15 protein-coding genes are annotated in these 21,655 nt (G+C 70.1%); 8 read left to right on the top strand and 7 right to left on the bottom strand.

Translation table 11 applies throughout. The annotated features are described in order from the left end of the window. Positions 1-33: 33 nt before the first annotated feature. The gene (locus BZL64_RS16030; protein WP_086769868.1) at positions 34-864 is read right to left on the bottom strand and encodes a phosphatase PAP2 family protein; all 831 of its coding nucleotides are present in this window, start codon (positions 862-864) and stop codon (positions 34-36) included. A gap of 130 nt (positions 865-994) precedes the next feature. After that, entirely contained in the window at positions 995-2,029 is a 1,035-nt protein-coding gene (locus BZL64_RS16025; protein ID WP_266455895.1) for a LacI family DNA-binding transcriptional regulator, read from the bottom strand. A gap of 381 nt (positions 2,030-2,410) precedes the next feature. Between BZL64_RS16025 and BZL64_RS16020 the strand changes: the two genes are divergently transcribed. The 4 genes from BZL64_RS16020 to BZL64_RS16005 all read left to right on the top strand — a co-directional run bounded on the left by BZL64_RS16020 (position 2,411) and on the right by BZL64_RS16005 (position 7,623). Beyond that, a complete protein-coding gene (locus BZL64_RS16020; RefSeq protein ID WP_086769866.1) occupies positions 2,411-3,685 on the top strand; it encodes an extracellular solute-binding protein in 1,275 nt (424 codons plus the stop codon). Positions 3,686-3,792: 107 nt separating this feature from the next. Continuing rightward, positions 3,793-4,794, top strand: coding sequence for a carbohydrate ABC transporter permease (locus BZL64_RS16015; RefSeq protein ID WP_086769865.1), 1,002 nt, complete (start codon positions 3,793-3,795; stop codon positions 4,792-4,794). A 13-nt stretch (positions 4,795-4,807) separates the two neighbouring features. Further along, positions 4,808-5,713, top strand: coding sequence for a sugar ABC transporter permease (locus BZL64_RS16010; protein ID WP_086769864.1), 906 nt, complete (start codon positions 4,808-4,810; stop codon positions 5,711-5,713). Between the two features lie 215 nt (positions 5,714-5,928). Beyond that, positions 5,929-7,623 carry a glycoside hydrolase family 13 protein gene (locus tag BZL64_RS16005; protein ID WP_086769863.1) on the top strand — a complete coding sequence of 565 codons (1,695 nt, stop codon included), beginning with the start codon at positions 5,929-5,931 and terminating at the stop codon, positions 7,621-7,623. Between the two features lie 132 nt (positions 7,624-7,755). Here BZL64_RS16005 and BZL64_RS16000 read toward each other — a convergent pair whose 3' ends face one another. Further along, the gene (locus tag BZL64_RS16000) at positions 7,756-8,241 is read right to left on the bottom strand and encodes a hypothetical protein (RefSeq protein WP_086769862.1); all 486 of its coding nucleotides are present in this window, start codon (positions 8,239-8,241) and stop codon (positions 7,756-7,758) included. A gap of 337 nt (positions 8,242-8,578) precedes the next feature. Between BZL64_RS16000 and BZL64_RS15995 the strand changes: the two genes are divergently transcribed. The 4 genes from BZL64_RS15995 (at position 8,579) to BZL64_RS15980 (ending at position 17,626) form a co-directional block, all read left to right on the top strand. Then, positions 8,579-9,952 carry an alpha-amylase gene (locus BZL64_RS15995; protein WP_086769861.1) on the top strand — a complete coding sequence of 458 codons (1,374 nt, stop codon included), beginning with the start codon at positions 8,579-8,581 and terminating at the stop codon, positions 9,950-9,952. Positions 9,953-10,113: 161 nt separating this feature from the next. Then, positions 10,114-15,531: a pullulanase-type alpha-1,6-glucosidase gene (gene pulA, locus BZL64_RS15990; protein WP_086769860.1), complete on the top strand. Its 5,418-nt coding sequence runs from the start codon at positions 10,114-10,116 to the stop codon at positions 15,529-15,531. 71 nt (positions 15,532-15,602) lie between these two features. Continuing rightward, positions 15,603-17,225 (top strand): fused response regulator/phosphatase, encoded by a 1,623-nt coding sequence (locus BZL64_RS15985; RefSeq protein ID WP_086769859.1) that lies wholly within the window; start codon positions 15,603-15,605, stop codon positions 17,223-17,225. A gap of 44 nt (positions 17,226-17,269) precedes the next feature. Then, the gene (locus tag BZL64_RS15980; RefSeq protein WP_086769858.1) at positions 17,270-17,626 is read left to right on the top strand and encodes a 5-carboxymethyl-2-hydroxymuconate Delta-isomerase; all 357 of its coding nucleotides are present in this window, start codon (positions 17,270-17,272) and stop codon (positions 17,624-17,626) included. A 19-nt stretch (positions 17,627-17,645) separates the two neighbouring features. Here the strand turns inward: BZL64_RS15980 and BZL64_RS15975 are convergent, their stop codons facing one another. The 4 genes from BZL64_RS15975 to BZL64_RS15960 all read right to left on the bottom strand — a co-directional run. Further along, entirely contained in the window at positions 17,646-18,335 is a 690-nt protein-coding gene (locus BZL64_RS15975) for a TetR/AcrR family transcriptional regulator (RefSeq protein WP_086769857.1), read from the bottom strand. Between the two features lie 69 nt (positions 18,336-18,404). Then, complete coding sequence (locus BZL64_RS15970) at positions 18,405-19,439, bottom strand: PDR/VanB family oxidoreductase (protein ID WP_086769856.1); 1,035 nt, start codon at positions 19,437-19,439, stop codon at positions 18,405-18,407. Continuing rightward, the gene (locus tag BZL64_RS15965) at positions 19,439-20,401 is read right to left on the bottom strand and encodes a metal-dependent hydrolase (RefSeq protein ID WP_086769855.1); all 963 of its coding nucleotides are present in this window, start codon (positions 20,399-20,401) and stop codon (positions 19,439-19,441) included. Before BZL64_RS15965 ends, BZL64_RS15970 begins: the two co-directional genes overlap by 1 nt. A gap of 84 nt (positions 20,402-20,485) precedes the next feature. Further along, the coding region (locus BZL64_RS15960; protein ID WP_143663166.1) for an aldehyde dehydrogenase family protein at positions 20,486-21,655 on the bottom strand (1,170 nt) is incomplete at its 5' end.

The following is a 21,655-nucleotide window of genomic DNA, read 5'->3' as shown; positions in this document are numbered from 1 at the left end:
GCCATTCCTCACGGCCATCGCTGCCGTATGTGGCTATGGGTTCTGTGGGGGGTGTCGCGGCAGGGACTGGGGGAGGGCTCCGTACCAGGTGCGGGTCACCGTGTAGCCGAAGGCCAGGCAGATCATGCCGCCCACCGCGTCCAGCCAGAAGTGGTTCGCCGTCGCGACGATGACGATCAGGGTGGCCGTGGGGTAGAGGAGGCCCAGGATGCGGACCCAGGGGAGCTTGGCCAGGGTGAAGATCGTCAGGCCGCACCACAGGGACCAGCCGATGTGCATCGAGGGCATCGCGGCGTACTGGTTCGACATGTTCTTGAGGTCGCCCGAGGCCATCGAGCCCCAGGTCTGGTGGACGACCACCGTGTCGATGAAGTCGTTGCCGTTCATCAGGCGTGGGGGAGCCAGTGGATACAGGTAGTAACCGGCCAATGCCACGGCTGTGGTGGCGAACAGGGTCAGGCGTGCTGCTCCGTAGCGGCCGGGGTGGACTCGGTAGAGCCAGATCAGTACGGCCAGGGTCAGCACGAAGTGCAGGGTGGCGTAGTAGTAGTTCATGCCGACGATGAGCCAAGTCACCGCGTTGACGCCATGGTTGACGGACTCCTCGACGGCGATGCCGAGGTGGTGCTCCATCCGCCAGATCCAGTCGGCGTTGCGCAGGGCCTCGGCGCGCTGCTCCGGGACCGCGTTGCGGATCAGTGAGTACGTCCAGTAACTCACCGCGATCAGCAGGATCTCGAACCAGAGGCGCGGGCGGCGCGGAGTGCGCAGGCGCGGCAGCGGACCCGGGCGTTGTGCGGCCGTCACAGGCGCTGGAACGGCCTGTTCGCGGCCTTCCAGTGACGTCACGGTCGATTCACCCATGGACAGAGAGTCTGCCAGAAAAGCCTTCTTCTCCGATCATCCCCTGGTCCGATACGGCCCGCATGTTCTTCCACCCGCGGGCCCTCAGGGGATACGGCGAACGTACTGCCCGAAAACGGGCCTCTCCGACCTACGGACGATTGCGGTCACCGGGGGCCGAGGCCGTCGAGCCGCGGACCACCAGCTCCGGCATGAACACGAACTCGCTGTGCGGGGCCGGCGTACCGCCGATCTCCTCCAGCAGGGTGCGCACCGCGGCCTGGCCCATCGCGGGCACCGGCTTGCGGACCGTCGTCAGCGGCGGGTCGGTGAACGCGATCAGCGGGGAGTCGTCGAAGCCGACGACGGAGATGTCGTGGGGGACGGACAGGCCGCGCTGGCGGGCCGCCCTTATCGCGCCGAGGGCCATCATGTCGCTGGCGCAGACCACCGCCGTGCAGCCGCGGTCGATGAGGGCCATGGTGGCGGCCTGGCCGCCCTCCAGTGTGTAGAGGGAGTGCTGGACCATGTCCTGCTCGACCGTCTCCGCGTTCAGCCCGAGGGTGTCCTGCATGGCGCGGACGAAGCCCTCGATCTTGCGCTGGACCGGCACGAAGCGCTTGGGGCCGAGGGCCAGGCCGATCCGGGTGTGGCCCAGGGACGCGAGGTGGGTGACCGCCAGGGTCATCGCCGCCCGGTCGTCGGGGGAGATGAACGGCGCCTGCACCTTGGGGGAGAAGCCGTCGACGAGGACGAAGGGCACGCCCTGCGCGCGCAGCTGTTCGTAGCGCTGCATGTCGGCGGTGGTGTCCGCGTGGAGACCGGAGACGTAGATGATGCCGGCCACCCCGCGGTCCACCAGCATCTCGGTCAGCTCGTCCTCGGTCGAGCCGCCCGGGGTCTGGGTGGCGAGGACGGGCGTGTAGCCCTGGCGGGTCAGAGCCTGGCCGATGACCTGGGCCAGGGCCGGGAATATGGGGTTCTCCAGCTCGGGCGTGATCAGACCGACCAGGCCCGCGCTGCGCTGGCGCAGGCGGACGGGGCGCTCGTAGCCCAGGACGTCCAGTGCGGCGAGCACGGACTGGCGGGTGGTGGGAGCGACGCCGGGCTTCCCGTTGAGGACGCGGCTGACGGTCGCTTCGCTCACGCCCGCCTGCGCGGCGATGTCGGCAAGCCGTGTGGTCACAGGGGTGGACTGTACCGGCCAGGTGTCCCCTTGCACACCAAACGGGCGCCGCGGGCGACCTGTTGGACGGCCCCGGCCGGGCTGCTGCGTCATCGCACTCCCTCGTGAAAGTGATGGCAAGAGCTTGCAGAGTCTTGCACAACCCGTCTCTGACCGCTCCACCGTTGGAAACAAGCGTCTCATGACGGTCGCCAACAGGTCACGCCCGAATAACTTCGGAGATCCCTTGCACTTCTTTTCTGCAAGCTCTTTCGCAACGCTTACATCGCTGTTACGTTCTGGACGCCCGGCCGCCCCAAAGGTGCAGTCGGCAAGTCGACAGGGACGGCGGACGGGGCCGTTTCCTGAGCAACACGGGCTTTCACCCTCAAGGAGAACTCAATGCGGCGTGGCATAGCGGCCACCGCGCTGGTGGCGTCCCTCGCCCTCGCGGCGACGGCCTGCGGCGGCAGTGACGACAGCGGCGACTCGGCCGACGGCCCGGTCACCATCACCTGGTGGGACACGTCCAACGCCACGAACGAGGCGCCGACGTACCAGGCCTTGGTCAAGGAGTTCGAGGCCGCCAACAAGGACGTCAAGGTCAAGTACGTCAACGTCCCCTTCGACCAGGCGCAGAACAAGTTCGACACCGCCGCCGGTTCCAAGGGCGCGCCGGACGTGCTGCGCTCCGAGGTCGGCTGGACCCCCGCCTTCGCCAAGAAGGGCTTCTTCCTGCCGCTCGACGGCACCGAGGCCCTCGCCGAGCAGGCCAAGTTCAAGCCGAACCTGATCGAGCAGGCGAAGTACGAGGGCAAGACGTACGGCGTGCCGATCGTCACCGACACCCTCGCGCTCGTCTACAACAAGGCGCTCTTCGCCAAGGCCGGCATCACCGAGGCCCCCAAGAGCTGGGACGACCTGAAGAAGGCCGCCGCCACGATCAAGGACAAGACCGGAGTGGACGGCTACTGGGGCTCGACCCAGGCCTACTACGCCCAGTCCTTCCTCCACGGCGAGGGCACCGACACGGTCGACGCCGACGGCAAGAAGATCACCGTCAACTCGGCGGAGGCCAAGAAGGCGTACGGCACCTGGCTCGGCCTGTTCGACGGCAAGGGCCTGCACAAGGCGGACACCACCGCCGACGCCTACGCCCACATCCAGGACGCCTTCGTCAACGGCAAGGTCGCCGCGATCGTCCAGGGCCCGTGGGAGATCACGAACTTCTACAAGGGTTCGGCGTTCAAGGACAAGGGCAACCTGGGCATCGCCACCGTCCCGGCCGGCTCCACCGGCAAGGCGGGCGCCCCGACCGGCGGCCACAACCTCTCGGTCTACGCCGGCTCGGACGCCGCCCACCAGAAGGCCGCGCTGAAGTTCCTCAACTTCATGACCTCCGCGAAGTCCCAGGCGGCCGTCGCGCAGAAGAACTCCACGCTGCCGACCCGCGACGACGCCTACACCGCCGAGGTCAAGGCCGACCCGGGCATCGCCGGCTACCAGACGGTGCTGTCCGCCGCCCAGCCGCGCCCGGCGCTGCCGGAGTACAGCTCCCTGTGGGGCCCCCTGGACACCGAACTGCCCAAGATCGCGGGCGGCAAGGTCTCCCTCGACAAGGGCCTGAGCAACGCCGAGACCGCCATCGCCAAGCTGGTGCCGGACTTCAGCAAGTGAGCCCCGAGTGGCCGCCGGATCACCCCGCGCACGTGGGGTGATCCGGCGGCCACCGGCCTGTCCCAGCCCGCCCCTGATCTCTTCGAATTTCCAGAAGGTGTCGAACCATGACAGTCGCCATCGACCGCGCGACCGGCAAGCGCCGCGGTGACGCGCCGCGCCCCGGGCTGGGTCAGCGCCTGAAGCACGGTTACCAGAAGCACTGGTACGCCTACGTCATGATCGCCCCCGTGGTGATCGTCCTCGGCGTTCTCGTGCTGTACCCCCTCGGGTACGGCATGTACCTCACCCTCACCGACGCCAACAGCCTCAACACGGGCCGCACGATCGGCGCCAACGAGATCGAGGCCACCTACAAGTTCATCGGCCTGGACAACTACGCCGACATCCTGTGGGGCGAAACCGCCTACGACCGCTTCTGGTCGCACTTCATCTGGACGATCGTCTGGACGGCCGCCTGTGTCGGCCTGCACTACACCATCGGTCTCGGCCTCGCCCTCCTGCTCAACCAGAAGCTGCGCGGACGCACCTTCTACCGGCTGATCCTGGTCCTGCCCTGGGCCGTGCCGACCTTCGTCACCGTCTTCGGCTGGCGGTTCATGCTCTCCGACGGCGGCATCATCAACTCCGCCCTGGAAAGCCTGCACCTGCCGACACCGCTGTGGCTGGAGGACACCTTCTGGCAGCGGTTCGCCGCGATCATGGTCAACACCTGGTGCGGTGTGCCGTTCATGATGGTCTCCCTGCTGGGCGGCCTCCAGTCCATCGACTCCACGCTCTACGAGGCCGCGGAGATGGACGGCGCCAACGCCTGGCAGCGGTTCCGTTACGTCACCCTGCCCGGCCTGCGGTCGGTCAGCTCGACCGTCGTGCTCCTCGGCGTCATCTGGACCTTCAACCAGTTCGCCGTGATCTTCCTGCTGTTCGGCACCACCGCGCCGGACGCCCAGATCCTTGTCACCTGGGCGTACTACCTCGGCTTCGGACAGCAGCCGCGTGACTTCGCCCAGTCGGCGGCCTACGGCATCCTGCTGCTGGCCATCCTGATCGTCTTCACCTCGTTCTACCGCCGCTGGCTGAACCGCAACGAGCAGCAGCTCGCGATCTGAGGCAGGAGTTCCCATGAGTACCACCACCGTCGAGACCTCCGCCGACGCGACCGAGCGGCCCGCGGCCGGCCCCGCCAAGGGCACCGGGCGCGGACAGCGCGGGATCGTCACCTCGCTCGCCTCGCACGGCGTGCTGATCACCGCCTCGCTGATCGCGCTCTTCCCGATCGCCTGGCTGGTCTACCTCTCCCTCGGCCCGGACAAGGACGACTACCTCCACCCCGGGGGCATCTGGTCCAAGATGACCCTGGACAACTACTCGTTCGTCCTCCAGAACACGAACTTCTTCGACTGGCTGAAGAGTTCGCTGATCGTGTCGCTGGGCACCACGGTGATCGGCGTGATGATCGCCGCCACCACCGGTTACGCCGTGTCCCGCATGCGCTTCCCGGCCTACCGCAAGTTCATGTGGGTGCTGCTGGTGACCCAGATGTTCCCGGTCGCCGTGCTGATGGTGCCGATGTACCAGATCCTCTCGGACCTGCAGCTCATCGACACCTACCTCGGCCTGATCCTGGTCTACTGCACGACCGCGGTGCCGTACTGCGCCTGGCTGCTCAAGGGCTACTTCGACACCATCCCGTTCGAGATCGACGAGGCCGGCCGGGTCGACGGACTGAGCCCCTTCGGCACCTTCGCGCGGCTGATCCTGCCGCTCGCCAAGCCGGGCCTCGCGGTAGCCGCGTTCTACAGCTTCATCACGGCCTTCGGCGAGGTCGCCTTCGCCACCACGTTCCTGCTGGACGACGAGAAGTACACGCTTGCCGTCGGACTGCAGAGTTTCGTCAGCGAGCACGACGCCCAGCGCAACCTGATGGCCGCCACCGCCGTACTGATCGCGATACCGGTTTCCGCGTTCTTCTACCTCGTGCAGAAGAACCTGGTGACCGGCCTGACCGCCGGCGGCACCAAGGGCTGACCCTCCGGACCCTCCGTCGGGAGGGCCGGCCCCACCAGACCCGAGGCGGCCGCGGTCACCATCCGACCCCGCTGTGACCGCGGCCGCCTCGTCAGCACCGCCGTACGACCGTGTACGACCCTGTACGACAGCTGTATGCACGCCTGATCCCGATGACTCGTCCCCCACGCTCGACCTCGCGCGAGCCAGGGGACCCCCACCGCATCAAGGAAGCCATGAGCCAGCAGCACTCCGCCGCCCCGGCCCCGACCACCCGGCCCGACCCGGCCGTCGCCACCGTCGCGCAGCGCGGCGACTGGTGGCGGGACGCGGTCATCTACCAGGTGTACCCGCGCAGTTTCGCCGACAGCAACGGCGACGGCATGGGTGACCTGGAGGGCGTACGCTCCCGTCTCCCGTACCTGCGAAGCCTCGGCGTGGACGCCGTGTGGCTCAGCCCCTTCTACGCCTCGCCGCAGGCCGACGCCGGCTACGACGTCGCCGACTACCGTGCCGTGGACCCCATGTTCGGCAACCTGCTGGACGCCGACGCCCTGATCCGCGACGCCCACGACCTGGGCCTGAGGATCATCGTCGACCTGGTCCCCAACCACTCCTCCGACCAGCACGAGTGGTTCAAGCGGGCGCTCGCGGAAGGCCCCGGCTCCCCCCTCCGGGACCGCTACCACTTCCGCCCCGGCAAGGGCGCGCACGGCGAACTCCCGCCCAACGACTGGGAGTCCATCTTCGGCGGCCCGGCCTGGACCCGGATCACCGAGCCCGACGGCGCCCCCGGCGAGTGGTACCTGCACCTCTTCGCGCCCGAGCAGCCCGACTTCAACTGGGAACACCCGGCCGTCGGCGACGAGTTCCGCTCCATCCTGCGGTTCTGGCTCGACATCGGCGTCGACGGCTTCCGCATCGACGTGGCACACGGCCTGGTGAAGGCGGAGGGCCTGCCCGACCTGGGTTCCCACGACCAGCTGAAGCTGCTGGGCAACGATGTCATGCCGTTCTTCGACCAGGACGGCGTGCACGAGGTCTACCGGCAGTGGCGTCTCGTCCTCGACGAGTACGCGGGCGAGCGCATCTTCGTCGCCGAGGCGTGGACCCCGACCGTCGAGCGGACCGCCAACTACGTCCGTCCCGACGAACTGCACCAGGCCTTCAACTTCCAGTACCTGGCGACGGAGTGGGACGCGGCCGAGCTGAAGGTCGTCATCGACCGCACCCTGGACGCCATGCGCCCGGTCGGCGCCCCCGCCACGTGGGTCCTGTCCAACCACGACGTCACCCGGCACGCCACCCGCTTCGCCAACCCGCCCGGCCTCGGCACCCAGATCCGCACGGCGGGCGACCGCGCGCTGGGCCTGCGGCGCGCCCGCGCGGCCAGCCTGCTGATGCTGGCGCTGCCCGGCTCGGCGTACGTCTACCAGGGCGAGGAGCTGGGACTGCCGGACGTCGTCGACCTGCCCGACGAGGTGCGCCAGGACCCGGCGTACTTCCGCGGCGCGGGCCAGGACGGCTTCCGCGACGGCTGCCGCGTCCCGATCCCGTGGACCCGTGAGGGTTCCTCGTACGGCTTCGGCGAGGGCGGCTCCTGGCTTCCGCAGCCCACCGGGTGGGGCGAGCTGAGCGTCCAGGCCCAGCAGGGCGTGCCCGGCTCGACGCTGGAGCTGTACCGCTCGGCGCTGGAACTGCGCCGGTCCCTGCCGGATCTCGGCGCGGGCGACTCGGTGGAGTGGCTGCGCGCCCCGGAGGGCGTCCTGGCGTTCCGGCGCGGTGAGTTCGTGTGCGTCGCCAACACGAGTGGAGAGTCGGTGACGACTCCGGCGTACGGCCCCGTCCTGCTCGCCAGCGGTGAGCTGACCGAGGCGGACGGCGAGGCGAAGGTGCCGGCGGACACGACGGTGTGGTTCACGACGGCCTGACCTGAGGCCGACCTGAGGGGGTAGGGCCCGCCGACCCAGTTGTTCGGGGGCAGCGGGCCCCTGCCGCTTCGGCAGTACGCCGGAAAGCCGCGGGTATTCGGGCCGAGAAAGGGGTCGGCTCGGCCGAGGGAATTACAGCGCGCCTGTTCCCTGGTCATTGAGAAGTCCGACCCTGGTAGCCACGAGCGTGCCGTTGGCACCGGCATTTTGGGGCACAGGCAGGATCTTTTCGCTGCTGCACAGCAGTTGGACCTTGCCCGCACTCGCCAGTGTGACGGTCCCCGTCGCGCTGAGCGAAGCCTCGTTGTAACCGCTACCGCGAGGCGTTGTCATGTTGGGTCCTGCAGTGACCCTGCACCTCGCCTGGTCCGCGTAGATCAGGTGGGCCGAACCGGTCAAGGTGTAGGTCCCGGCAGGCAGCGTCAGAGCGACGACCTGCGTGTACGTACTGCCGATGTCGCGCACTGCCGTGGCCTTGTAGACATCTCCCGGAGCCGCCGACACGGCGCCCGCGGCGGACTGAGAAGCGGATGCGGTGGCCCCCGCGTAGGTGACTCCCAGCGCGGTTACGGCGATGGCCGAAATTCCTACGGCCCTGATCTTCGCGATCCTGCTCATGACCGACTTCCCCCCAAAGATAGTTCTGGATCAACGTCCGCAAAAGTACAGGGCGCACAGCTCGATCGGGCGGAATATGTCAGGCGGGGACGGGTCGTAACCTGTCCGTAGATTCAGTTCGTATTCCGTTCACCGACGAGCTGAGGGTGGGGGGTGTCAGGTGAAGGTGCCGACGGACACCACGGCGCCGTTCGCCACCGCCTGACGGCCCCCGAAACTTCTTGCATCAACTTCACACGGCCTGCTGCCCTTTCAGGCGACGGGCCTCTAGCATCTGCGTCACCGCAAGGTTGCGGGAATCTTTCAGCAAGAACCTTCAACGTCGAAGGAACCCCACATGGCACGCAGAACCCTCTCCGGGGCGCTGGCCCTCTCGGCCGCCGCCCTTGTCATGACCCCGTCGCTGGCGCAGGCCTCCCCGCCCGGCACCAAGGACGTCACCGCCGTCCTCTTCGAGTGGAACTTCGCCTCCGTCGCCAAGGAGTGCACCAACACGCTCGGCCCCGCCGGCTACGGATACGTGCAGGTCTCGCCGCCCGCCGAGCACATACAGGGCGCGCAGTGGTGGACGTCGTACCAGCCGGTCAGCTACAAGATCGCGGGACGTCTCGGTGACCGCACGGCCTTCCAGAACATGGTGAACACCTGCCACGCGGCGGGTGTGAAGGTCGTCGTCGACACCGTCGTCAACCACATGTCCGCGGGCGGCGGCACCGGCACCGGCGGCTCGTCGTACACGAAGTACAACTACCCCGGCCTGTACTCCTCGTACGACTTCGACGACTGCACCTCCCAGATCGGCAACTACGCCGACCGCTGGAACGTCCAGCACTGCGAACTCGTCGGCCTCTCCGACCTGGACACCGGTGAGGACTACGTCCGCCGGGCGATCGCCGGGTACCTCAACGACCTGCTCACCCTCGGCGTCGACGGCTTCCGCATCGACGCGGCCAAGCACATCGACACCGTCGACCTCGCCAACATCAAGTCCCGCCTGACGAACCCGAACGCCTACTGGAAGCAGGAGGTCATCTACGGCAGCGGCGAGGCCGTCCAGCCCACCGAGTACACGGGCAACGGGGACGTCCAGGAGTTCCGCTACGCCTACGACCTCAAGCGGGTCTTCAACAGCGAGAACCTCGCCTACCTGAAGAACTACGGCGAGGGCTGGGGCTACATGAACGGCTCCGTCTCCGGCGTCTTCGTCGACAACCACGACACCGAGCGCAACGGCTCCACGCTGAACTACAAGGACGGCGCCACCTACACGATGGCCAACGTCTTCATGCTGGCCTGGCCCTACGGCGCCCCGGACGTCAACTCCGGCTACGAGTTCTCCGACACGGACGCCGGCCCGCCCAACGGGGGCTCGGTCAACGCCTGTTGGCAGAACGGCTGGAAGTGCCAGCACGCCTGGCCGGAGATCCAGCGCATGGTCGCCTTCCGCAACGCCACCCGCGGCCAGTCGGTGACCAACTGGTGGGACAACGGCGGCGACGCCATCGCCTTCGGCCGGGGCTCCAAGGGTTACGTCGCCATCAACCACGAAAGCGGCTCCCTGAGCCGGACCTACCAGACCGCACTGCCCGCCGGGACCTACTGCAACGTGCAGAACAACACGACGGTGACGGTCGGTTCGAGCGGCCAGTTCACCGCCACCCTGGGCGCGAACACCGCGCTGGCCATCTACGCGGGCAAGTCGAGCTGCTGACCGCCTGACAGCAAGGGTCGTTGAAATTTCTTTCTGTTACTTTCACGACCCTTGCTGTAAGCCTTTCGTCAGGGTTACGGTCGCGCCGGCGCCCGGCGACACCGTCGTCCCGTGGCGCAGGGGTCGGACCCAATGAGCCGTAATCGCAAGGAGTTCACACCTTGACACCGAGATGGCCGGCGCCCGGGACGCGCCGCACCACCCATGCCGGACGGGTCGCCGCGGTCACCGCGGTCGCCCTCGCGGCGGCCCTCGTGCAGCCCCTCGCGGCCCGCGCCGCCACCCCGCCGCCGCCTCCCTCCGACGCGGCGCTGGCGAAGACCGCCGCCCGGCACGACCTCACCCGCGAGCAGTTCTACTTCGTCCTGCCTGACCGTTTCGCCAACGGGGACACGAAGAACGACCGGGGCGGGCTGACCGGTTCCCGCCTCGCCACCGGCTACGACCCCACCGACAAGGGCTTCTACCAGGGTGGCGACCTCAAGGGCCTGACCCAGCGCCTCGACTACATCAAGGGCCTCGGCACCACCGCCCTGTGGATGGCGCCGATATTCAAGAACCAGCCCGTCCAGGGCACCGGGAACGACGCGTCGGCCGGATACCACGGTTACTGGATCACCGACTTCACCCAGGTCGACCCGCACTTCGGCACCAACGCGGACCTCGAGACCCTCATCGACAAGGCGCACGCCAAGGGGATGAAGGTCTTCTTCGACGTCATCACCAACCACACCGCCGACGTCGTCGACTACGAGGAGAAGTCCTACGGCTACCTCGCCAAGGGCGCCTTCCCGTACCTGACCGAGGACGGCGAGCCCTTCGACGACGCCGACTACGCGGGCGGCACCTCGGGCGGCGCCGGGGACTTTCCCGACGTGGACGCCGACGCGTTCCCGCGCACGCCCACGGTGCCGTCGGCGAAGAGGAACCTCAAGGTTCCCTCCTGGCTCAACGACCCCACGATGTACCACAACCGGGGCGACTCCACCTTCGCCGGCGAGAGTTCGGCGTACGGCGACTTCTCCGGTCTCGACGACCTGTGGACCGAGCGTCCCGAGGTCGTCCAGGGCATGGAGAAGATCTACCAGCGCTGGGTGCGCGACTTCGGCGTCGACGGCTTCCGCATCGACACCGTCAAGCACGTGAACATGGAGTTCTGGACCCAGTGGGCCACCGCCCTCGACGCCTACGCGGCGAAGCGGGGCCGCGACGACTTCTTCATGTTCGGCGAGGTCTACTCCGCCGACACGGCCGTCACCTCCCCGTACGTGACCCAGGGCCGCCTCGACGCCACCCTCGACTTCCCCTTCCAGGAGGCGGCCCGCCAGTACGCCTCCCAGGGCGGCAGCGCCAGGAAGCTGGCTGCCGTCTTCGGTGACGACTACCGGTACACCACCGACAAGGCCAACGCCTACGAGCAGGTCACCTTCCTCGGCAACCACGACATGGGCCGCCTCGGCCACTTCCTGAACCAGGACAACCCCAAGGCCACCGACGCCGAACTCCTCGCCAAGGACAAGCTCGCCAACGAGCTGATGTTCCTCAGCCGCGGCAACCCCGTCGTCTACTACGGCGACGAGCAGGGCTTCACCGGCGCGGGCGGCGACAAGGACGCCCGCCAGACCCTGTTCGCCTCCCGCACCGCCGACTACCTGGACGACGACCAGATCGGCACCGACCGCACCCACGCCGACGACGCCTACGACACCCGCGCCCCGCTCTACCGGCAGATCAGCGCCCTCTCCCAGCTCCGCAAGGCCAACCCGGCCCTGGCCGACGGCATCCAGACCGAGCGGTACGCGGCCGACGGCGCGGGCGTCTACGCCTTCTCCCGCACCGACGCGAAGAACGGCACCGAGTACGTGGTCGCCTTCAACAACGCGAGCGAGGCCAAGTCGGCGACCTTCGCCACCGGTTCGGCGGGCATGCGCTTCGGCGGCCTCTACGGCACGGACGCCGTGGTCACCTCCGACGCCGACAAGAAGATCACCGTCACCGTCCCGGTGGGCGCCGCGATCGTGCTCAAGGCGGCCGGAAAGCCCACCGCTCCTGCGACCGAGCCCACCCTCGCTCTCAAGGCCCCGGCCGCCGGAGCCACCGGCACCGTCGAGATCGCCGCCGACACCGACGGCGGCCGGCTCAACCGCGTCGTCTTCGCCGCGCAGGTCGGCAACGGCCCGTGGCGGACACTGGGTTCCGCCGACCACGCCCCGTACAAGGTCACGCAGGTCATCGGCAAGGACGTACCGGCCGGAACCGCCTTGCGCTACAAGGCGGTGGTGATCGACTCCGCCGGGCGGACCGCCTCACGGACCGCCGCCTCCACCACCGGCACCCCGCCGGTGCCCGAGACCCCCACCGCCTCCTCCCGCGACTACGCGGTCGTCCACTACAAGCGCACCGACGGCGACTACCCGAACTGGGGCCTGTACGCCTGGGGCGACCTCGCCGAGGGCGAGTCGACGAACTGGCCCGACAGTCACCCCTTCACCGGCCGCGACGCGTACGGCGCCTTCGCCTACGTCAAGCTCAAGCCCGGCGCGAGCGGCGTCGGCTTCCTCGTCATCGACGGGGAGGGCAACAAGGACGTCTCCGCGGACCGCACCATCGACGTCACGAAGACCGGCGAGATCTGGATCGAACAGGGCAAGGAGACCGTCCTCACCGAACGGCCCGAGCAGCCCGCGCAGGGCCGGAGCAAGGCCGTCCTGCACTACCACCGGGCCGACGGCGCCTACGACGGCTGGGGCCTGCACACCTGGACGGGCGCCGCGCAGCCCACCGAGTGGTCGAACCCGCTGAAACCGGTGCGCACCGACAGTTACGGCGCCGTCTTCGAGGTGCCCCTCACCGAGGGCGCCACCAGCCTCAGCTACATCCTCCACAAGGGCGACGAGAAGGACCTCCCCACCGACCAGTCACTGGATCTCACGGCGAGCGGCCACGAGGTGTGGCTCCTCGACGGGCAGGAGAAGTACCTCCTGCCGCAGCCCGCCGGCTCCGCCGCGGCCCTCGACCTGAGCACCTCGAAGGCGGTCTGGATCGACCGCGACACCGTCGCCTGGAACGGCTCCGAGGCGGCTGCCTCCACCCAGCTGCTGTACTCCCGCACCGGCTCGATCGCGGCGAAGGACGGCGCGCTCACCGGCGCCGACCAGCGCTGGCTGCGGCTCACGAAGAGCACGCTCAGCGACGCCCAGAAGGCGAAGTTCCCGCATCTGAAGAACTCCACCGCCTGGACCGTCGACCCGCGTGACCGCGACCGCGTCCGCGAGGCCCTCCGCGGGCAGGTCGTCGCCTCCCAGCGGGCCGTGAACGGCGCCGTCCTCGCCGCCACCGGTGTGCAGACCGCGGGCGTCCTCGACGACCTGTACGCGGGCGCGACGAAGGCTCACCTCGGTCCCACGTTCCGCGACGGCCGTCCCACCCTTGCCGTCTGGGCGCCGACCGCGCAGAAGGTGACCCTGGAACTCGGCGGCTCCACCGTCGGGATGAAGCGGAACGACGCCACCGGCGTCTGGTCCGTGACCGGCCCCAAGTCCTGGAAGAACAAGGCCTACCGGTACGCCGTCACGGTGTGGGCGCCCAGCGTCCGCCAGGTCGTCACCAACAAGGTCACCGACCCCTACTCCGTCGCCCTGACCGCGAACTCCGAGCGCAGCCTCGTCGTCGACCTGGCCGACAGGTCCCTGGCGCCCAAGGGCTGGTCGAAGCTGGCCAAGCCCGCCGCCGTCCCCCTCAAGGACGCACAGATCCAGGAACTGCACGTCCGGGACTTCTCGGTGGCCGACCGCACGGCCGCCGACCCCGGCACCTACCTCGCCTTCACCGACCGCGACAGCGACGGCTCGAAGCACCTGCGCGAGCTGGTGAAGTCGGGCACCTCCTATGTCCACCTCCTGCCCGCCTTCGACATCGCCACCATCCCCGAGAAGAAGGCCGACCAGGCGACCGTCGACTGCGACCTCGCCTCCTACCCGGCCGACTCCGACAAGCAGCAGGAGTGCGTGGGCAAGGCCGCCGCCAAGGACGCCTACAACTGGGGGTACGACCCCTACCACTACACGGTCCCCGAGGGCTCCTACGCCACGGACCCCGACGGCACCGCCCGTACCGTCGAGTTCCGCGAGATGGTCAAGGCGCTGAACCAGGACGGCCTGCGCGTCGTCATGGACGTCGTCTACAACCACACCGCCGCCGCCGGACAGGCCTCCACCAGCGTGCTCGACAAGGTCGTGCCCGGCTACTACCAGCGCCTCCTCGCCGACGGCTCGGTCGCCAACAGCACCTGCTGCGCCAACACGGCCACCGAGAACGCCATGATGGGCAAGCTGGTCGTCGACTCCCTCGTCACCTGGGCCAAGGAGTACAAGGTCGACGGCTTCCGCTTCGACCTCATGGGCCACCACCCCAAGGCCAACATCCTCGCCGTCCGGAAGGCGCTCGACGCGCTCACCCTCGCCAAGGACGGCGTCGACGGCAAGAAGATCATCCTGTACGGCGAGGGCTGGAACTTCGGAGAGGTCGCCGACGACGCCCGCTTCGTCCAGGCCACGCAGAAGAACATGGCCGGGACGGGCATCGCCACCTTCTCCGACCGGGCCCGTGACGCCGTCCGCGGCGGCGGCCCCTTCGACGAGGACCCCGGCGTCCAGGGCTTCGCCTCCGGCCTCTACACCGACCCCAACTCCTCGACCGGCAACGGAACTCCGGCGGAGCAGAAGGCCCGCCTGCTGCACTACCAGGACCTCATCAAGGTCGGGTTGAGCGGCAACCTCGCTGCCTACCGCTTCACCGACACCGACGGCAAGGACGTCACCGGCGCCCAGGTCGACTACAACGGCGCCCCGGCCGGCTACGCGGACGCCCCCGGCGACGCCCTCGCCTACACCGACGCCCACGACAACGAGTCGCTGTTCGACGCCCTCGCCTTCAAGCTCCCGGCGGACACCTCCGCCGCCGAACGGGCCCGCATGCAGGTCCTGGCGATGGCCACGGCCACCCTCTCCCAGGGCCCGGCGCTCTCCCAGGCCGGCACCGACCTGCTGCGCTCCAAGTCCCTCGACCGCAACTCCTACGACAGCGGAGACTGGTTCAACGCCATCCACTGGAACTGCGCCGACGGCAACGGCTTCGCCGGCGGACTGCCCCCGGCCGCCGACAACGCCGCCAAGTGGCCCTACGCCAAGCCACTGTTGACCAAGGTCGGGGTCGGCTGCGCCCAGATCGACGGCGCCTCCGCCGCCTATCAGGACCTGCTGAGGATCCGTACGACGGAGAAGGCGTTCTCCCTCGGCACGGCCGCCCGGGTGCAGTCGGCGCTCTCCTTCCCGCTGTCCGGCAAGGACGAGACACCCGGCGTGATCACCATGGAACTCGGTGATCTGGTCGTTGTGTTCAACGCGACGCCCGACGCACAGCGCCAGCGGGTCGGCTCCCTGGCCGGGACCGGATACCGCCTGCACCCCGTGCAGGCCGCTGGAACCGACCCCACCGTGAAGTCCGCGGACTATGCGGCACCGACCGGCACCTTCACCGTTCCGGCACGAACCGTCGCCGTTTTCACCCGCACTTCCTGACAATCGCATTACCTTGGTGGAGCAGACCTCGAACCGGGTCTGCTCCACCGGTGTGTCCGGGAGTCGAGGGGATGGACGCCAACGGCAGGCGGACCGAGGTGACCGTACTGGTCGTGGACGACTCCACGGCCGGCCGGTTCGCCCTGGGCAAGCTGCTGCGCCGGGCCGGCCACCAGGTCGCCACGGCCACCACCGGCCGCGCGGCACTCGCCGAACTCGACGCGCGGCTGCGCGCGGGCACCCTGCCCGACGTGGCCCTCGTCGACGTCGACCTGCCCGACATGAGCGGCTTCGACCTGTGCCGTCGGATCAAGGCCCGCCCGCACATGGCCGGGCTGCCCGTCGTGCACTTCTCCGCCGCCCCGCTCGCCCCGGCGGACCGCTGCCAGGGACTGGACGCGGGCGGCGAGGCCCAGCTCGCGATGCCCGCACAGCCCGGGGAGGTCGACGCCGTCGTCCGGGCCGCCGTCCGGGCCGCCCGGCTGCGCGCCGACGACCACGCACTGGCGCGGCGGCTGTCCCTGCTGTCGGAGACGATCGTCTCCGTCCAGGCGGCCCGCTCCCCGCAGGAACTCGCCGACGCCGCGGCCGACGGCACCGCCCGCCTCACCGCGGGCCCCGCCGCCGTCTTCGTCCTCGGCCCCGACGACGAGCTGTACCGCGGTACCTCCCGCGACCGCACCTCGCCGGCACTGCCCGACGCGGGCGCCCACCGCGCCGTGGCCGCCCTCCTCCGCCGGCTCACCCGCGGACAGAGCGGGGTGCGGATCACCACCGTGCCCGCACCGCTGTGGCCCGCCGGATTCTTCCGGCCCGGCGTGGAGCACGACGCCCGGCTCGCGCTGATCCCCACCGGTGACGGCCGGGCCGCGGTGTGCCTGGCCACCCCCACCCGGGGCGTACGCCGCGTCGACCCGGAGAAGGAGGCCCTGGTGGCCCGGCTCGCCCAGGCCACGGTCCTCGCCGCCGAACCGCTCCTCATGTACCAGGTCGAGCGGCACGTCGCCCTCACCCTCCAGCACAGCTTCCTGCCCCAGCCGCACCGGCTGCCCGAACTGCCGGGCGTCGAGGTCGCCGTCCGCTACGTGCCCGCGTCACGGGACGCCGAGATCGGCGGCGACTTCTACGCCGCGCTGCGCACCCCCGAGGGGCACCTGGCCGCGGTCGGTGACGTCGTCGGACACTCGCTGGAGGCGGCCACCGTCATGGTCGAGATCCGGCACGCGCTGCGCGCCCACTGCGTCGAGGAGAGCGACCCGGCCGTGCTCGCCGAGCGCCTGGACCGGATGCTCCGGCACTACCACCCCGAGGTCACCGCCACCCTCTGCCTGGTCCTCATCGACCCCGGCACCGGGCGCGTCCGCATCGCCAACGCCGGCCACATCCCGCCGCTGATCATCCGCGACGGCACGGGCGCCGACTACGCCAAGGCCTCCGGCCCGCTCCTCGGCCTCGGCGTGCCCCACCCGCCGCCCACCGAACTGGTCCTCGACCCCACCGACCGGCTCCTGATGGTCACCGACGGCCTGATCGAGACCAGGGGCATCGACCTCGCCGTGTCGATGGAGCACCTGCGCGCCGCCGCCACCGGCGCGCTGCCCGGCCTGGACGCCCTGTGCGACACCCTGCTCGACTGCTTCGGCCACGAACGGGAGGACGACATCGCCATGCTGGCGCTGCGGCTCGCGCAATAGGCTGACCTTTGTCGCCCACCACCGGGCCGTCCAGAAGGAGTGCCATGCCGCAGATCACCGTCGACTACTCCGACCGGCTCGCCGACGACTTCGACCGGCCCGGCTTCGCCACCGCGCTGCACGAGGCCGTGGTCGAGATCGCCGCCGCCAAGCCCCCGGCCTGCAAGACGCGGTTCCGCCGCACCGAGGACGTCACCGTCGGCCCGGACACCGAGGGCCACGCCCTCGTGCACGTCCACATCGCGCTGCTGGCCGGCCGCACCGAGGAGACCAAGGCCAGGCTCACCGAGGCGGTCCTCGAACTGCTGCGGCAGCACGTGAAGCCGGCGGCGGAACTGTCCGTGCACGCCTCCGCCGAGGTACGCGACCTCGACCCCTCGTACCGCAAGTACGAGGAGTAGGCAGCCTGCCCGGACCGCCCTACGACGCCAGCGCGATCAGCCGGGTCACCAGGTCGCCGAACGGGCCGTCGGCCGGCTCCTTGCCCAGGGCCGGCCGCAGCAGGGCGCGCAGTTCGTCGTCGTAGGCGGCGGTGACGGCGGTCAGGGCGGCGAAGTCGCGCACCAGCTTGACCTCCAGCTCCTCGCGCGGGATGCGCCGCCCGTCCAGCCAGATCAGCGCGGTCGACTCGGCGAGCGAGATCCAGGAGCGGACGACCAGTTCCAGCCGGGCGGGCGCCTCGGACACCTCGAGATGCGACAGGATCTGCTCGTAGGCCGCCTGGCGCACGGAGTCGACGAGCGCGTTCGTGGTGGAGGAACCGACCGCCGGGCCGCCGCGCATCAGGGCCGAGAACCCGGGGCCGTGCGCGTCGACGAAGTCGAAGTAGCGGCGCATCACCCGCAGCAGCCGGGCTCCCAGCGGCCCTTCGCGCGGCTCCGCGAACCGGCTCGCCAGATCCTCCGAAGCCCGCTTCAACGCGGCCTCGTACAGGCTGAGTTTGCCGGGGAAGTAGTGATAGACGAGCGGCCGCGAGATGCCCGCGGCCGCCGCTATCTCGTCGATGGAGACCTCGTCGGGGGAACGACGGGCGAAGAGTTCGAGAGCGACGCCGATCAACTGCTGCCGCCGCTCCTCCACTCCCATTCTGCGGCGAACCCCGGTAGTCATGCGAACACCTTACCGATCGGATCCGGACGCGAACGGATCAGGACCGACCGTGGTGTTCGCACGGCCTCCTCACATGTCGAGCACCAGACGGTCGCTCCGGGACCGGGACACACAGATCAGCATCGAGTCGCCACGCTCCGCGTCGGTCAGCCACTCGTCCCGGTGCTCGACCTCGCCTTCCAGCACCTGCTGCCGGCAGGTCCCGCAGAAACCCTGCTCGCACGAGTACGCCGTGTCCGGCAGCTCGGCCCGTACCGCCGCCAGCACGGACGAGTCCGCCGCGACCGTCAACACCTTGCCGCTGCGCCGCAGTTCGACCTCGAAGGCGCCGCCGCTCACCACCCCGGCGGCGAACCGCTCGAACCGGACGTCCGGCACCCGCTCCGCCACCGCCGCCAGGAGCCCCTCCGGCCCGCAGCAGTAGACCGCGGCCTTCTCGGGCAGGTCCGCGAACAGCGCGTCCAGGCCGGGCCGCCCGTCCTCGTCCTCGGCGACCACGGTCACCCGTCCCGGCCCGAGCCGCACGACCTCCTCCAGATACGGCATCGAGGCCCGCGTCCGCCCGCAGTACAGCAGCCGCCACTCGGCGCCGTCCGGCAGGGACCGCAGCATCGGCAGGATCGGCGTGATCCCGATGCCGCCCGCCACGAACACGTAGGAGGGGGCGTCGACGAGCGGGAAACGGTTACGCGGCCCCCGCACCTCGATCTCCATGCCCTCCCGGAGCTGCTCGTGCACCTCCCGCGAGCCGCCCCGCCCGTCCTCGACGAGCCGGGTGGCGACGGTGTACGACGAGGTGTCCGCCGGGTCCCCGCACAGCGAGTACTGCCGCACCAGCCCCGACGGCAGCACCAGGTCCAGATGCGCTCCCGGCTCCCAGCCCGGCAACTCCCGCCCCTCCAGGCGGAGTTGCACGACCCCCTCGGCGACGGTCTCGTGCGAGGCCAGCAGCAGCCGCAGCGCCCGCGACCGGGGCCGCCCGGACACCGGCTCGTCCAGGGCCGGCATCGGCCACAGCGGCGAGCCCTGGACACGGCGCCGCAGCGCCCGCCGGACCAGCAGCGCGGCGCCCGCGAAGGCGACGACGGTCAGCGGCTTCGGCATCACGCGGCTCCCTGGCCCTGGCTCTTGCCCTGGCCCTCGGCGGCGGTGTCGGCCGTCGTGGTGGCGGACTCGGCGGCCAGCGCGGCGGGGGAGGAGGCCAGATAGGCCACCGCCTGCGCCGTCGACGCCTCCTGGGAGGGGTGATAGGTACGGCTCAGATAGCGCGGTATCGACCTCAGCAGAGCGCCGGTCGCCGGCAGCGTGCCCCGCCGGCCGCGCACGTAGAACGCCGTGAAGGAGGCGCGGCCGTCGACCAGCGTCGGATCGTTCTCCATGAAGAACCGGGCCCCGCGCTGCCACAGGAACACCAGCGCGGCGAACGCGACCGCCCAGGTCCGCACCCGCCGCCGGTAACCGCCGTCGACATGCGTGAACAGGTCGAAGGCGACCGAGCGGTGCTCGACCTCCTCCGCGCCGTGCCAGCGCAGCAGATCCAGCATGGTCGGATCGGCGCCCCGCCGGTCCAGCTCCCCGGCGTTGAGCACCCAGTCGCCGAGGAACGCCGTGTAGTGCTCGATGGCCGCGATCAGCGCCACCCGCTCCAGCAGCCACCAGCGGCGCGCCCGCCCCGGCGGCAGCGTGCGGTCCCCGAGCAGCTTCTCGAAGAACCAGTCGATCTGCGCGGTGTACGGCGTCGGGTCCAGCCCCTGCTCCCGCAGGTGCGGCAGGACCTCGTCGTGGGCCTGGGAGTGCATGGCCTCCTGCCCGATGAACCCGATGACGTCCTCGCGCAGCCGCTCGTCCCGGATGTGGGGCAGCACCTGCTTGTACACGTGCACGAACCACCGCTCACCGGCCGGCAGCAGCAGGTGCAGCACGTTGATGGTGTGCGTGGCGAAGGGATCCCCCGGCACCCAGTGCAGCGGGGTGCCCTCCCAGGAGAAGGACACCTTCCGCGCCTTGAGCGCGACGCGTTCGTCCTCGACCGGCTGGGGCGTCCGGGCGCCCTTCTTGTTAGACATGGTGTCAATGTACTGACGGGTAAGGCGGGGGTGAACCCCTGTGCACGCTCAAAGTTCGCCGGGCCGCCACGGACTGCGAGCCGCTCAGTGCAGCCCCCGGATCGACCGCCCGCCCTCCAGCGTGCCTTCCAGCCCGGCCTGCGCCCCCTGCTTCGTCGGGACGGCCAGCTGGCTGCCCTTGCCGGACGCACGCACCCCGCCCGTCGTGCGTACCGACTCGGTGTCCTTGTCGCCGGCGGCGAGGAGGTACCAGCTGCCCGCCTCCGACTTCCACAGCACCCCGGCCAGCACATGCGGATCACGCGGACCGCAGGCCGGAACGTCCCCGGCCTGCGCCGTGACCGCCCCGAACAGCCCGCCCGGCGTGTGGAACTGGGCCAGCACCCGGCTCCCGTCGCCCCGCCAGGTGTCGGCGCGCGTGCACACCCACCCGGCCTGTCCGCCGGAGTCGGGCAGCGGCTGACGCGCGTACGCCCAGGCGTTGACCGACCGCACGCCCTGCGCCCGGACCTCGCCCAGCGAGCAGGCGAACGGCGCCCAGCTACGCAGCGCCTCCGCGCCCGTCGCCTCCTTCGGCGCGGTGGGCCGCCCCGCGGTCAGCCGGGCGGGCACCAGCTCACCGAGGTCGCTCAGCAGATACGACCCCGAGGCGTCGGTCACCTGGAGCACGTTCCACGTGGTGCAGGCGCCGACGCGGGTGGCGGGGCTGGACAGCGGCGAGGTGATGCCCTCGGCCAGCGTCAGGTCCATCACTCCGGCGCCCGGCTTGGACAGATCCCGCTCGGCCGCCTTCGACACCCAGGGGGCCGTGAGATAGCGGACATTGCCGTCGGCCCGGTCCAGGACCACCGCCGCGGCCTCGGCGCCGGTCGCGCCGTCCACCCGCGCGAAGTCCAGCGCCGCCCCCGCCGTGCCGTCCTTCGGTTCGGCGTAGCGGGCGATGCGCAGGCCGTCGTACAGGATGACCACGCGGGCCGTGGCGACATCGCCCGCGTACAGCAGCTGGGGCGGTCCCGCCGGGCCGCCGGACGGGGTGCCGGGCGTCGACGAGACGCGGACCCGGTCGCCGGGGCGGGCCCAGACGGCGAGGGCGCGGCGCAGCAGCGCGTCGTGGTCCTTCTCGGACGGCTTCAGCACGAAGGTGTTGCCGCACGCGATGGCCATGGGGAACATCCACATGGGCACCATGGCCGGGAAGTTGAACGGCGTGATGCCGGCGACGACACCGAGCGGCTGCCGGATCGAGGCCACGTC

The organism is Streptomyces bobili (assembly GCF_002154575.1).
Lineage (GTDB): Bacteria > Actinomycetota > Actinomycetes > Streptomycetales > Streptomycetaceae > Streptomyces > Streptomyces bobili.
This window is presented reverse-complemented; position numbering and strand designations above follow the sequence as displayed.

Coding starts and splice junctions, on each gene's coding strand:
- BZL64_RS16030 (WP_086769868.1), bottom strand. CDS start 864: ATGGGTGAATCGACCGTGACGTCACTGGAAGGCCGCGAACAGGCCGTT.
- BZL64_RS16020 (WP_086769866.1), top strand. CDS start 2,411: ATGCGGCGTGGCATAGCGGCCACCGCGCTGGTGGCGTCCCTCGCCCTC.
- BZL64_RS16015 (WP_086769865.1), top strand. CDS start 3,793: ATGACAGTCGCCATCGACCGCGCGACCGGCAAGCGCCGCGGTGACGCG.
- BZL64_RS16010 (WP_086769864.1), top strand. CDS start 4,808: ATGAGTACCACCACCGTCGAGACCTCCGCCGACGCGACCGAGCGGCCC.
- BZL64_RS16005 (WP_086769863.1), top strand. CDS start 5,929: ATGAGCCAGCAGCACTCCGCCGCCCCGGCCCCGACCACCCGGCCCGAC.
- BZL64_RS16000 (WP_086769862.1), bottom strand. CDS start 8,241: ATGAGCAGGATCGCGAAGATCAGGGCCGTAGGAATTTCGGCCATCGCC.
- BZL64_RS15995 (WP_086769861.1), top strand. CDS start 8,579: ATGGCACGCAGAACCCTCTCCGGGGCGCTGGCCCTCTCGGCCGCCGCC.
- BZL64_RS15985 (WP_086769859.1), top strand. CDS start 15,603: ATGGACGCCAACGGCAGGCGGACCGAGGTGACCGTACTGGTCGTGGAC.
- BZL64_RS15980 (WP_086769858.1), top strand. CDS start 17,270: ATGCCGCAGATCACCGTCGACTACTCCGACCGGCTCGCCGACGACTTC.
- BZL64_RS15975 (WP_086769857.1), bottom strand. CDS start 18,335: ATGACTACCGGGGTTCGCCGCAGAATGGGAGTGGAGGAGCGGCGGCAG.
- BZL64_RS15970 (WP_086769856.1), bottom strand. CDS start 19,439: ATGCCGAAGCCGCTGACCGTCGTCGCCTTCGCGGGCGCCGCGCTGCTG.
- BZL64_RS15965 (WP_086769855.1), bottom strand. CDS start 20,401: ATGTCTAACAAGAAGGGCGCCCGGACGCCCCAGCCGGTCGAGGACGAA.